The organism is uncultured Meiothermus sp., from assembly GCF_937863175.1.
In the GTDB taxonomy this organism is placed as follows: domain Bacteria; phylum Deinococcota; class Deinococci; order Deinococcales; family Thermaceae; genus Meiothermus.
This window is the reverse complement of sequence record NZ_CALMCQ010000075.1, coordinates 1-12314: the sequence shown is the minus strand read 5'-3', so window position 1 is coordinate 12314 and position 12314 is coordinate 1. Positions and strand designations below refer to the sequence as shown.

General features: G+C 62.2%; 14 protein-coding genes and 1 pseudogene. 1 reads left to right on the top strand and 14 read right to left on the bottom strand.

Translation table 11 applies throughout. The features are described 5' to 3' along the window. The 13 genes from Q0288_RS03000 to phnC form a co-directional block, all read right to left on the bottom strand. The coding region (locus Q0288_RS03000; protein WP_299426966.1) for a VWA domain-containing protein at positions 1–544 on the bottom strand (544 nt) is incomplete at its 3' end. A 428-nt stretch (positions 545–972) separates the two neighbouring features. Continuing rightward, on the bottom strand, positions 973–1233 hold the full coding sequence (locus Q0288_RS02995) for a hypothetical protein (RefSeq protein WP_299426963.1): 261 nt from the start codon (positions 1231–1233) through the stop codon (positions 973–975). 317 nt (positions 1234–1550) lie between these two features. Then, positions 1551–2693, bottom strand: coding sequence for an alpha-D-ribose 1-methylphosphonate 5-triphosphate diphosphatase (locus Q0288_RS02990; protein WP_299426960.1), 1143 nt, complete (start codon positions 2691–2693; stop codon positions 1551–1553). 26 nt (positions 2694–2719) lie between these two features. After that, positions 2720–3430, bottom strand: coding sequence for an ATP-binding cassette domain-containing protein (locus Q0288_RS02985; protein ID WP_299426957.1), 711 nt, complete (start codon positions 3428–3430; stop codon positions 2720–2722). A gap of 27 nt (positions 3431–3457) precedes the next feature. Further along, positions 3458–4066 (bottom strand): DapH/DapD/GlmU-related protein, encoded by a 609-nt coding sequence (locus tag Q0288_RS02980; RefSeq protein WP_299426954.1) that lies wholly within the window; start codon positions 4064–4066, stop codon positions 3458–3460. Positions 4067–4073: 7 nt separating this feature from the next. Then, complete coding sequence (locus tag Q0288_RS02975; protein ID WP_299426952.1) at positions 4074–4877, bottom strand: ATP-binding cassette domain-containing protein; 804 nt, start codon at positions 4875–4877, stop codon at positions 4074–4076. 16 nt (positions 4878–4893) lie between these two features. Next, positions 4894–5868 (bottom strand): alpha-D-ribose 1-methylphosphonate 5-phosphate C-P-lyase PhnJ, encoded by a 975-nt coding sequence (locus Q0288_RS02970; RefSeq protein ID WP_299426950.1) that lies wholly within the window; start codon positions 5866–5868, stop codon positions 4894–4896. Continuing rightward, positions 5865–6944: a carbon-phosphorus lyase complex subunit PhnI gene (locus Q0288_RS02965; protein WP_299426947.1), complete on the bottom strand. Its 1080-nt coding sequence runs from the start codon at positions 6942–6944 to the stop codon at positions 5865–5867. The genes Q0288_RS02970 and Q0288_RS02965 overlap by 4 nt, the downstream gene beginning before the upstream one ends. Position 6945: 1 nt before the next feature. After that, the gene (gene phnH, locus Q0288_RS02960) at positions 6946–7494 is read right to left on the bottom strand and encodes a phosphonate C-P lyase system protein PhnH (protein ID WP_299426944.1); all 549 of its coding nucleotides are present in this window, start codon (positions 7492–7494) and stop codon (positions 6946–6948) included. Then, on the bottom strand, positions 7494–7940 hold the full coding sequence (phnG, locus tag Q0288_RS02955) for a phosphonate C-P lyase system protein PhnG (protein ID WP_299426941.1): 447 nt from the start codon (positions 7938–7940) through the stop codon (positions 7494–7496). The genes phnH and phnG overlap by 1 nt, the downstream gene beginning before the upstream one ends. Beyond that, the gene (phnE, locus tag Q0288_RS02950) at positions 7940–8737 is read right to left on the bottom strand and encodes a phosphonate ABC transporter, permease protein PhnE (protein WP_299426938.1); all 798 of its coding nucleotides are present in this window, start codon (positions 8735–8737) and stop codon (positions 7940–7942) included. The genes phnG and phnE overlap by 1 nt, the downstream gene beginning before the upstream one ends. A gap of 226 nt (positions 8738–8963) precedes the next feature. Further along, a complete protein-coding gene (phnD, locus tag Q0288_RS02945; RefSeq protein WP_299426935.1) occupies positions 8964–9854 on the bottom strand; it encodes a phosphonate ABC transporter substrate-binding protein in 891 nt (296 codons plus the stop codon). A 96-nt stretch (positions 9855–9950) separates the two neighbouring features. Then, entirely contained in the window at positions 9951–10754 is an 804-nt protein-coding gene (gene phnC / locus Q0288_RS02940) for a phosphonate ABC transporter ATP-binding protein (protein WP_299426932.1), read from the bottom strand. A gap of 150 nt (positions 10755–10904) precedes the next feature. Here phnC and Q0288_RS02935 point away from each other — a divergent pair, with 150 nt between their 5' ends. Continuing rightward, the gene (locus Q0288_RS02935; RefSeq protein WP_299426929.1) at positions 10905–11693 is read left to right on the top strand and encodes a sugar phosphate isomerase/epimerase family protein; all 789 of its coding nucleotides are present in this window, start codon (positions 10905–10907) and stop codon (positions 11691–11693) included. A 50-nt stretch (positions 11694–11743) separates the two neighbouring features. On the opposite strand, the pseudogene Q0288_RS02930 reads toward Q0288_RS02935, so the two are convergent. Next, positions 11744–12314: pseudogene (locus tag Q0288_RS02930) on the bottom strand (alanyl-tRNA editing protein); the annotation flags it as partial.

Here is a 12314-nt window from a genome sequence, read left to right as displayed (position 1 = left end):
TGGCCTGGGGCCACTGGTTGGCTGGTCTGTCGGCCAGACTGGTCTGCTGCAATCCTTCCCAGTGATCGGCAAAACCTTTCGGCAGTACCCCCAGAGAGACCAGGGTCAGGGGACAGGGGCTTTTCAGCTCCGGCATCCGCGCGGACTCGCCGGAATTATCCAGGCCATCGGTAAAGAGGTAAAAAGCCCTTTGTCCTGTGCAAAGCTCGGTGTAAGCCCTGCTCACGCTCCCATAGATAAAACTGGAACGCCCCTCCGCCCGCAGGCCGCGGATATACCGCAACATCTCTGCCCGCTCGCGTGGCAGTACAAAGGAGGCCACACTCTGAGGTTCGTGGCTAAAGGTCACAATGCGCACCTCGGTTTCGCTGGTTACTCGCTCAGCAAACCGCATCAACTCACGCTGCACCTGGGGGAATATCACCGTGCGCCCATCTTCCCGCCCGATCATCGAAGCCGAAGTGTCTACTAAAAAGACATACTGCGGCAGGTTCCTGGCTTCAGCAAATGCAACCCCAACCAGCAGGGTCCATAAACCTAACAAATTCCATACCAATTTCCTGATTCCCATAGACTCCTTTACCCAATACAAGCTAAGGGGTTCCCACGTATGTGGTCAGGCGATGCGCTGATCGGTGATCACTCGGGAATTGCGCCCAACCGGAGATGACAACGAATAGCTTTTTTGCGGGACTGGCCTGGGCGCAACCCAGCAAGCTCACCCACCCTCCACTTTATAGCGAAGCTGGGTTGATGTGGGTTAGACGTTGACGTGTTCTTCATAGACAGTACTGCCTATTTGGGCAGCCTTTATTCTATCCAGGACAGTCAATTCAAAGCTCGGAAGGTCTCCATTCTTGTGAAGAGGGCGCGGTTCGTTGGGGTGCTTTTTTCGGGTTGGGTTGCGGTATGCGAACTGCCCCCTGTGAAGTTTTAGGCCTCAAATGCCCCGTAATATTTCCTTAAAACGCTCTAATTAAGCCACCGGTTGCGCTGATAAGGGCAGCGGGCCATTTCTGGGCATTTGCGCCTGCCCTGGCGCAAGGCCGTGATCTCTGCAGGGTTGAGCACATCTTTGCAGACCGTACATTTCTCGGTTACCTTACGCGACGCCTGGCGCATTCCTGGAGGCCGGAACCGGGCCAGCCAGCGCGCAGGCAGTACCCCCCCCAGCACCCGAAAGAGGAAGTAGACAGCTAGACCAATAAGCAACGCAGCAACTAAGAAATCCATCCAGAGGATAGTATGCTCTTTGTCGGTTTAAGAATAGTAGGCAGGGAGGGCGGTTGCCGTAGAAGGCGCACCCATTCACTCGAGGAACCCGGAGGCGGCAAAGAGACGGTTTTCAGAAGGAGTTCGACCGTTCCCTGGACAAAAATGCCGTGCAAGGCATATATTCGCTGCTGCTCCCAGCGGCAAAACAGCCAGAATCGCGATGGGGGGGCCATCCGTGTGCAGGCGGCCCAACCAATGGGGGAAAGGAACACCATTTCAAGGTGACCTAACAGGAGTCGTGCTCGCACCTAAAGACTCCTGGAGGCGCCACAGAGCTACCGGGTCTGAAGCGTTCCGTCGGAGTAGATGCTCCGCCCCCCGGAAAAGGTAGCCCGTACCCTGGGGCACTCCCCCTCTTCCACCAGCACAAAATCGGCGCGAAGCCCAACCTCGAGCCTTCCCCGGTCGGTCAGGCCGCACATCGCCGCGATATTCTGTGAGACCAGCTTGACCGCACTGTGCAGCGGCAGCAATCCCTCGCGGGCCAGCTTGAAGGCGCTCTGCACCAGCGAGGCCGGGTGATAGTCGGCGGCCAGCCCGTCCACCACCCCCGCCCGGATGCCCTCCACTGCACTGAGGTTGCCCGAGTGGGAGCTGCCCCGGAAGGCATTGGGTGCGCCCATCACTACCCAGATCCCACGACGCCTGGCCTCCTCGGCGGCCTCCATATCTACCGGGAACTCCGAGATGGTGGTGCCGAGTCCTGCCATCATGCCCACCTTCTCGGCGGTATCGTCATCGTGCGAGGCTAGCGGAACCTGGCGCTCGAGGCAGACCTGGGCTACTTCCTGTGCGATATGCCAGGCCGGTGGCGCCTCCAGCAGGCGGAGGGCTTTTTCGCGGATCCCTGGCTCGGCTTCGGAGCCGGCCCCCATCCATTTGGTGTAATACGAGACATACTGCTCGAGGTCGCGGAACTGCCCCTGCCCTGGTGAGTGATCCATCAACGAGACCAGATGGATCTCATCCTTCACCACTGCCTCTCGCAGAATCTGGGCCGAGGATGGCGTGGTGACCTCGAAGCGGGCGTGTACCCTGGTGTCTACCAGCAGACCCTGACGGTAGCGGTGGATGTTCTCGACGATCTCCATCCCCTCTCGGGGGTCGCGCGACCCCCAGCCCTCGATAAAGGAGATGGAAGCATAAGCGGTGGTAATGCCATTGGAGGCCAGCCTTTTGTCCAGTTCGTAAAGCGCCAGTTCAAAGGGGAACCGGCTGCCGGGGCGTGGCTGAAGCTCGCGTTCGAGCATGTCGCCGTGCATATCCACGATTCCCGGAATGGCAGTCAGCCCCCGCCCATCCAGGGCCTCATGGGCATCGCCCTCTGCAATGGCGGCAATCAGGCCACCCTCGACCCGAAGGGAGCCTCGCATTACCACCCGGTCGGGCAGTACCAGTTGGAGATTCGAAATCCACATACCTTTGGGCCGCAAGCCGGACAGGACTAGGCCTGGCGGCCTACGGCCACCTCCTCCTCCTGGATCTGAATCTCGATGCCGTTATCTACCAGGCTGCCCACGTCCTCGGGATGATGGAAGATGCCGAGAAGGCCCACACCCCTCTCTTTGAGTTCCCGCAACCGCCGGAGCAGTGCAGTTCGGGCCGCAAGATCGAGTGAAGCAGTGGGCTCGTCCAGCAAAAGCAGGCGGTTGGGCCGGATCAGCGCCCGGGCCAGGTTGACCTTCTGCTGCTCGCCGCCGGAGAAGGTAGTTGGATAGGCTTCCCAAAGCTCGGGTTTGAGGCCAAACTCCTGTAGGGATGTGGCGGCCTGCTCGAGCGCCAGCGGTCTGGCGACCCCGGCGTGCAAAAGCGGCTCGGCTACCAGCTCCAAAGCACTGGCCCTGGGGCGTGGTCGCAAAAACTGCGAAACATAGCCGATTTCGCTACGGCGCAGCAGGGTGATGTCCACGTCGGCTGCGCAAGCTAAGTCAATGGAACCAAGGCTCGAGTGGTAGACAGCCCGGCCCGAGGTCGGCAGGTAGCTGCGGTAGATACAGCGCAAAAGCGTTGACTTGCCGGCCCCGTTGGGGCCAGTAACCAGCTTGAACTCGCCCGCCTTTAGCTCGAAGCTCAACCCCTCAAAGGGCCGAACCTCCCGTCCCAGCGCGTGAATCTGGAAGTGTTTGGTCAGGTGCTGTACCGATAGCAGAGTCATACGTGCCACTGGGTTGGGGTGGTTGCTCTACCGCCCGTACTTCTCCAGAAACTCTTCCACGCTGCCCCGAAAATCGCCCAGGCGTTCGCGCAAAAGCTGGTGCGGCCAGTCCCACCACGCGGTATCTTCCAGCCGTTCGATAATGGTTTTGTCAAATCGTAGCCGCAAGGGTCTGGCCGGTACGCCAACTACCACCGTGTAGGGCGCTACATCTCTGGTCACCACCGCACCGGTGCCGACCACCGCTCCATTGCCGATGGTAACGCCGGGCATCACCGAGGCGTTGTGACCGATCCAGACATCGTGCCCGACCCGCACCGGATGGTCGCGGCGCCACTGGAAGAACTCGAGGTCATCCTGACCCAGCCCATAGGCGGCGGCGCGGTAGGTGAAGTGGTGCGAGCTGGGGCGCTGGATGGGGTGGTTGCCTGGGTTGAGTCGCACAAAGCTGGCAATCGAACAGAACCTGCCAATCTCGGCATAGATCGCCTGGCTGTACTGCATGAGGTAGCTGAAATCGCCCAGGCTCGAGTCGAAAAACTGCACCCCCTCAGCCAGCTCGCTCCAGGCGCCCAGATGGGAGTTGTGCACTCGAGCGGTGGGGTGCAGGGTGGGGGCTTCGGAGAGGGTTTTCATAGCGGGATCACAGTTTGGCGTGGACTAGCTGCTGGGTGTAGGGGTGCTGGGGGTCTTCGAGAATCTGATCGGTCAGGCCCGCCTCGACCACCCTGCCGTCGCGCATCACCATCACCCGGTCGGCCAGGGTGCGGATCACCCCCAGGTCGTGGGAGACGATCAGCATGGTGATGCCCAGCTCGTACTGGAGACGCTTCAGGGTGTCGAGCACCAGGGCCTGCACCGAGACGTCGAGTCCGGTGGTGGGCTCGTCCAGCAGTAACAAAGTTGGCTTGAGCGCAATCGCCTTGGCGAGCTGTACCCGTTGCTGCATCCCTCCCGAGAGCTTTCGCGGCGGGTCGTCCATGCGACCCAGGGGAAAGTCGGAGACCTGAAGCGACTCCCGCGCAGCCCGCCGCAGGCTTCCAAAACTCCGCTCTCCGGCCAGAATCAGCCGCTCAGCCACATTGCCCGAAGAGGTGTGGTTCATCCGCAGCCCCAGGTGGGGGTTCTGGTAGACGATCCCGATATGTCGGACGCGAACCTGCCGGGCCTGGTAGCGGTCGAGGGTGAACAGGTCTTGCTGGTCGTGCGGAGAGGCCTCGAGGTAAAACGTGCCGGCATCGGCTGACTCCTGGAGGTTCAGGAGCCGAAGCAGGGTGGACTTTCCCGACCCCGACTCGCCTACAATACCCAGGACTTCCCCCGGGTAGGCCACCAGCGAGACATCGCGCAAAGCAACCACCTGGCCGTAGGTTTTTTGTAGGCCGGTGGCCCGGACTACCGGGTTGTGCTGGGTGAGTTGAGGGGGCTTGAGGGGGAGTGTCTGCATGCTGGCCCTTGTGTGGCTAGTCCGTACCCAGGCTCTGCTCCGCATGGGAAGGGGCGACGGACGCTTTGCGCTCGGCGAGGAAGCCCGGGATGTAGAAGGTTCCCTGGTCGTCGTAGTAGGTCGCGCCGATCTCCAGTCTCAGTGCGGCTTTGCGGGCATAGTCGGAGTCTGAGAGCTGGTAGCGGGACTGCCCACCTTCCAGAGGGATCTCGGTCATGAACTTGTTTTGCACCCCGGTTTGTGCATCCGCCCAGCCGCGCTGGTCTTCCACTGCGAAGGGCACGTCGCTGAACTCGAGCGGACGCACCTCGGTATGGGGTGGCACGGCATACAGACGCTTCTCGCGGCCCGCCGAGAGCAGGGTCAGGTGCTGGGCCAGGTGGAGCTTGGGGGTGTCCCAGCGTGGGATGGGGCTGGGGGCCATCAGGTATCGGCCATTCACCAGTACCGGGTAGTCGGCCCCGTGGGTGTTGCTGCGGTAGCGCACCAGATCCTCGTAGATACCCAGCCAGGCCAGACCGTACTCGGCATCGGCGTGGAGTTCGCGGGCCCGGGTGTAGCTCGGCTCGACCCAGCTCAGCGGCTCGGGAACCGGAACCTGCAAGACCAGAATCTGATCCGGCCGCAGAATCTCCTCGGGAATGCGGTGGCGGCTCTGGATCAGGCTGGCCTCGAGGGCATCGGTGGTGGTTTTGACCCCGGCCATCCGGGCGATAAAGCGCCGCAGGTTGGCGGCGTTGACCGAGTCGTCGTCGCCCTGGTCAATCACCTTCACGGTGTCTTTAGGTCCCACCAGGGCCAGGGTGACTTGCAGCCCCCCGGTGCCCCAGCCCCGGGCCATCGGCACCTCGCGGCTGGCGTAGGGCACCTGGTAACCCGGAATGGCAATGGCCTTCAGGATCTTGCGCCGCAGCTCGCGCTTGGCGAAGGCATCCAGAAAAGCATAGGCGTAGTCCTGGCGGCTGAAGGCCAGCTCGGCAAGGGTACTCATCCCACCCCCTCCCGCTCGTTGCTTTCGGCTTGCGCGCGGGCTTTGCGCAGAGCGTCCAGATCTGAGCCAAAGGTTACGTAGTGCGGAAGCTTGTAGTGGATGCAGAAGCCGCTGGACTCTACCGGCTCGGTGTGCGAGAGCACGAACTCCTCGGTGTGGGCGGGGTGTGGTTCGGGCAGATCCATCGCGGTATCCAGCATGGAAGCGGCGATCAGCTTGACCTCGTTCCAACCCAGTGTGGCGGCAAAGCCTAGCTCTAAGGCGGGCTTTCCATCCGCCCCGGTTTTGAACTTGGTAACCACCTCGGCCTGGGAGTAGCGCACCCGCCCGGCGCTGAACACCGCGCCCGTGACGGGGTGTTTAACCTGCACCTGGGCATAGGCCAGCCGCACCTCATTGACCGTGGGATGGATGCCCCCATAGCCGCGCATGTTGGCGTAGCCCAGGGCCAGAACTCCGCCAGTATCGGAGCGCGCAAGGGCCTGAAGGCGCTGCGCCCTGGGCGCAGGAAAGAGCAGTGGATCGCGGGTCAGGTCGGGAATCTCGGCGGGCGGGGTGGGGTCGGGCTTTAAGGGCTGCATCAGCCCAGTCTGGCGGTGCCAGTCGGCTACGTATGGGATGGTGGCTAAAGCCCCGCTTCTGGCGTTTTCCGGGCTTTCGAGCGACTGGTCTGGTTTTGCTGAGTTTTGCAGATGCAGTACCCGGTGGCTGTAGTCCAGCGTCGGCCCCAGAATCTGTCCGCCGGGGATGTCCTTGAAGGCCGCCGATATGCGGCGCACGGTGAGCATGGAACCGGAGTCAATTGGCTCGGCATAGGCGATGCGGGGCTGGGTCGAGCGGTAGGCGCGGAGGAGCAGGACGGCCTCGTACAGGTCGCCGCCAGTTTGTGCGACGGCCAGCGCGGCGAGTTCGGGAGCCCAGAGCGAACCTTCGCCCATCACCCGGTCGAGCAGGTAGGGGAGGTGGGTCTCGAGGTCGCGCACAAACCCCGGGTCGTACTGCCGGTTCAGCCAGCGGTAAAGGGCCTCGGCACTCTGGATGGCCCGCTCGCCGCCTCGGGTTGCTACGTAGGCCACCTCAGATCACCTCCACCAGGGTGCTGCGGGGAATCCCCACGCACTCTCCCTGGCTAAAGACCACCAGGGCATCCCAGCCCAGCGGGAAGGAGATCCGTTCCGCACGCAATCGCCAGAACGGCTCGAGCAGGCCGGCCTCGAGCAGGGTTGCCTCCCGGATGCCAGGGCCGCGCAACCGGAGCCTCGGGCCCCGGCCCAGCGCTCCGGCCAGCACCAGGGTAGCGGCCTGCTCGGGGTGTAGAAGCGTGCCCAACGGTGCCTGGGCTATGGCATCCAGCGCCGCTTCGTCCACTGGCGAGAAGAACAAATAGGCGGCTTTATCCGGCGGCTCCGGACGGGCTCCCAGCCGGAGAAAGGTCTGATAAAGCGCGGGGTCGGAGGTGTAAAAACTGGTTTCCAGGTCCAGTAAAGCCAGGCCCACCGCTTCCAGGCCATTCGCACCTCCCGTTTCCAGCTTCTGTACTTCGCCAGGCCGGCTGAGGGCCCACATCAGGGCCAGGAACACCGCCTGATCCCGGGCTTCCAGTGGGGTTGGGGAGGGAGTTTTCATCAGAAGGTTTCCATTTCCACCCGGGTCTGCTCCACCCGCCGTAGCAGGGCCTGGTCGGCGGCCTCGAGCTTTTCAGCCTGCTGCCTGACAAAGGTCTGGATCAACTCGATCTCCAGGCCGGTCTGCAAGGCTGCGTCCAGGATGGCAACCGCCAGCGAGTGCTCGAGGTCGCGCCCCAGGCATACCGCATAGCCTTCCACCCCCGCCAGCCTGACCCTCGACTCCGAGGCCAGCACCTCGCCCAGGTGAAACCGGCTGCCCTTGGCGGTATCGGTGCTGGGCAGCATAACCAGTCCGGTGCGGTTTTCCAGAACCTCGAGGCCCAGGGGCTCGAGCGCGGGCAACAGCCCATCGGTAAAAGCCTTGACCTCCAGCGCGTCGGCCCTGGCCAGCACGCCAAGCCAGAACGCCTGGTCAAAAGCCCCAGTTTCAAGACCCCGGGACATCAGCTCAACCTCTCCCGAACCTTAGCGCTCAGGAAGTCCACCAGGAACACCGCTACCAGAATCACCATCAGAATGGCCCCCGCAGCCTGAAAGTTGAAACCGCGAATGGCCTCGGTCACATACAGTCCGATGCCCCCCGCACCCACCAGACCCAGCACCGTAGCCCCACGCACATTGGCCTCGAAGCGGTACAGGGTCATCGAGAGAACCGTGGGTACGATCTGCGGCCAGTAGGCATGGGTAAGCACCTGCAACGGGCCCGCCCCCGAAGCCTTGACCGCCTCGACCTGGCCCACATCCACCAGCTCAATGGCCTCGGAAAACAGCTTGATCAGGGTTCCGGTGGTGCTGACCGCCAGGGCCAGGATACCGGGGAACGGCCCCAGTCCCAGCGCCGCCACAAAGACCATGGCCAGCACGAACTCATTAAGACCCCGGAAGACATCGGACATACGGCGGGTGAACTGATAGACCAGGCTGTGGGGGGTGGTATTGGTGGCGGCCCAGAAACTTAGCGGTACGGCTGCAATAAAGGCCAGTGCAGTACCCCAGACCGCCATCTTAATGGTTTCAAACATCGAGTTGAGATACTCGGACCCGCGGGTAAAGTCCGGAGGGAAAAACTCGGCGATAAAGCGCCCGGAGGCGGCCAGACCAGTCAGCAGCCGCCAGGGGCTTAGCTCGGTTCCGAAGGTGGACCAGACCAGTACCACCACCACTGCCGCCATAGCAGCGTAGCTCCACCATACCTGCCGCCGATACCAGTCGGGCGGGGTCAGTTTTGTCTTCGTCGGCACTGGAGGGCTCATAAACTATGGGGGACTTTATGTGCCCCCGGTCAGCCAGAGGTCAGGGGTGGAGCCAGTTAGAGAGGTCAGTAGAACCCGTGGTCGGGAGGAGAAAGGGAAGTCGCGGGTTGAAGGGCGGTAACCAGCTGGATTCAAAAGGCGAGCCCGTAGTGCAGCGCACTGCTCCACTAAAAAAGGGGGCGTTGGGGCCCCCCTGTCCACGACTGGACTCCATCTACTGCCGCGGAGGACAGGTACTCTCGCGGAAGCGGCTGTTGATCTGGCGGAAGTCGCGGTAGTCGGCGGGGGTGGAGGGCACAAAACCCCGCAGACCCTGCTCGGTCAGCCAGTCTCTTAAGGCGGGCGTATTGGACATCTCGGTCAGAACCTGACGAATGGCGTTTTTGAGCGTGGCGGGGAGGTCTCTGCGAACTGCGATGGGCGAGCCAGGAATCAGATCCGAGCGGTGGATAATGGTAATATCTTCGGCTTTGACAGCCCCCCGGTTGATGGCGGTATCCAGCGAGAGGTCGTTGGTGGCGCCTACGGGTATGCGGCCCTGGGCAACTCCCAGAATCACGTTTTCGTGAGTTCCAGCAAACAGTACCCGACTGAAAAACTGCCGAGGTTCGATGTTAAAGCGGGTGCAGAGGTCGAACATGGGAACCCGGAAGCCCGAGGTCGAGGCGGGGTCTACAAAGGCGAACTCCTGCCCACGGGCCTGCTGGATGTTGGTGATGGGGCTTCCGCGCCGCACGATCAACAGCCCAAAGTAGCCCTGACCACCCCGAATGGAGTGCTCCCGTACCAGGGCTTCCGCGTTGGCCCGGTCTTCGGCGTCGAGATAGGAAGCAGGCCCAAAGTAGGCCATATCCACCTGACGGTTCTGCATGGCCAGAATCACCGCCGCATAGTCCGCCCCATTGCGGAAAGTCACGTTAATTCCCAGGCGGCTCTGAAGGTGCTCAACCATCGGGCGGAAGCGGGCGGTGGCATCCGCCGAGCCTTCCACCGGGACGGTGGCAAAGATGATGCTCTGGGGCCAGCCCGTGCGGTCAGCCTGAATCTGCTGCGCCGAGGCCAGGCTCAACAGCAGAGCGATACCTGTTAGTAGCAATTTTCTCATGGGGTCTCCTCCTGATGGGTGGATTGCTCTATGAGCAAAGTGATGCTAAGAGGGCTTTGTCATTCTGGCGTGGTCGAGGATAATACACTGGTTTGATTAATCGGCAAAACTCAATTGCGTCGCCAGAATTGGGGTGATCTCCCGCGACTGCTGTTCGTCGTAGTACAGCGACCTCGAGACCTCTTCGCTTAGATCCGCAACAGAGCCATCGAAGACCAGTTGTCCCCGCTTCAGAGCCACTACCCGGTCGGCATACTCGCGCACGGTATCCAGGTGGTGCAGGTTGCAGATCACGGCTATGCCGTCCTGAGCGTTGATGGACTGTAGAATCTCCATCACCTGTTCGGAGCTTTTGGGATCCAGGGCCGAGACCGGCTCATCGGCCAGGATCAAGCGTGGCTGCTGTGCGAGCGCCCGGGCAATGCCCACCCGCTGCTGCTGACCGCCCGAGAGGGTATCGGCCCGCTGCCAGGCATAGTCGGCCATTCCGACCCGCTCGAGCAGCCCCATGGCCAGCTCGCGGTCTTCCCGGCCATAAAGTTTGAGTGTGGAAGCGACCGGGTTTAGCGTACCAAGCCGCCCAATCAGGACGTTCTCGAGGGCGGTGAGCCGACGCACCAGATTAAACTGCTGGAAGACCATCCCGATCTGCCGCCGGGCCTGGCGCACGGTGGCCTCGGGGGCCTGACTGATCCGGGTATCGCCAATAAAAACCTGGCCCTCGCTGGGGCGCACCAGGCCGTTGATGACCCGCATCAGGGTGGACTTGCCAGCACCCGAGGGGCCGATCATGGCGGTGAACTGGTTGATGTTGAAGCCCAGGGTGATGCTGGAGAGCGCCACGGTTCCATTGGCGTAGCGGTGGCTGACCTGCTCGACCCGAATAAAGGACTCTCCCATCTTGATTGAGAGGCTAGGTAGCGGGTGTCACCGGCCGGTCAGACTCGAGCTGACAATCCTCCTTACCGCAGGCTGACCAGCCGGCCATATCTTTAGCAGGCCATGGAAAATCCCACTCGAACCCCACCCCTCCCCGTACTCGGAGCAGCCATGTCCATCGAGCAGGTTTCGCATTACCGCGACTGGCTGATGCAACACGGCGGGCGCGACCTCGAGATCCAGGACGCCTACCGGCCTGAGGTGCTCGACGGCGACTGGAAGCCGCTGGTAGCTCAGGCCAAAGCTGCGCTGGACGGTTACCAGGGCCGCATGGGTATACACGGCCCCTACGACGGCCTCTGGATGGACTCCTTCGACCCTGCGGTTCGGCGGTTGGTGGCCGAGCGATACCGGAAGGGGCTCGAGTTCGCAGCCGACCTGGGCGCAAGCCATATGGTGATCCATAGTCCGTTCCTCTTTTTTGGACACCCGCTGGCGGCCCACTCGGCGGCCAATGGCCTGCCTCGGCAGATCGAGAACGTTCACGCCACCCTGGAGTCCATCCTTCCGCTGGCCAGCAGCCTGGGAGTTACCCTGGTGATCGAAAATATCTGCGATACCAACCCTGCCCCGCTGCGTACCCTGGTCGGTTCCTTCGATTCCGAGTACGTCCGGCTTAGCGTGGATGTGGGTCATGCCTTCCTGATGCACCAGAAAGGCGGCCCCACCCCCGACCAGTGGGTACTCGAGGCCGGCAGTCTCCTGGGCCACCTCCATTTGCAGGACAACGACGGCACCCTGGACCGCCACTGGAATCCTGGCCAGGGCGGCATCAACTGGCAGGCCATCTTCCGCGCCCTCGCCAGGAGTGAGGCCAGACCCCGACTGATCCTCGAGGTGCGCCCCAACGAGACCGCCGCGGCTGCGCGCTGGCTAGCGGAGCAGGGCCTGGCGGTGTAATACCGAGTCTGTAAAATTTGCACTCGTCAAACCGAGCCCTGGTTCGACGGCTAAAGGTTTAGATATTTCTTGTACTTTTCCAAAGCGGGGTGCAGTGCGGACAGCGGCAACACCCCCAGCTTGACCAGAGCGCCCCCACCCTTGGCCCCCAGGGGCTTCAGGACTTCGTTCCAGATGGCCTGTAAATCCTCGCTACGGCTGGAGTGCTTGAGCAGCACATAGCGGGCCCTGTCCTTTGTTTGCGAGACCAGCAGCGCCAGTACACCAGGCCACTCGGCCAGGCGCTTGCCCACCATGTCCAGCACCGTATTTGGAACCTGGGCCTGGATGGTCAGGCCGGGGAACTCGGCCAGCAAATCGCGCATAATCCGCTCGGCCAGATCGTCCTTGAGAGCGTTGTTCTCGGCCCGCACCCGGTACCATTCGGCGCGCATATTGCCGATGGGCTTTTCCAGTTCCAGGATGCCCGAGCTGAAATTCTCGCCCAGCCGGGTCAGCAAGCGGTGTTCCTGGTCGAACAGCTCGAGGGCTTCCCAACCCGCCACGAAGTAGATGCGCGAACCTCCCTTGTAGCGCTCGAACCGGGTGATCTTGATGGGGCCAGCCTCGCCAGTGCGGGAC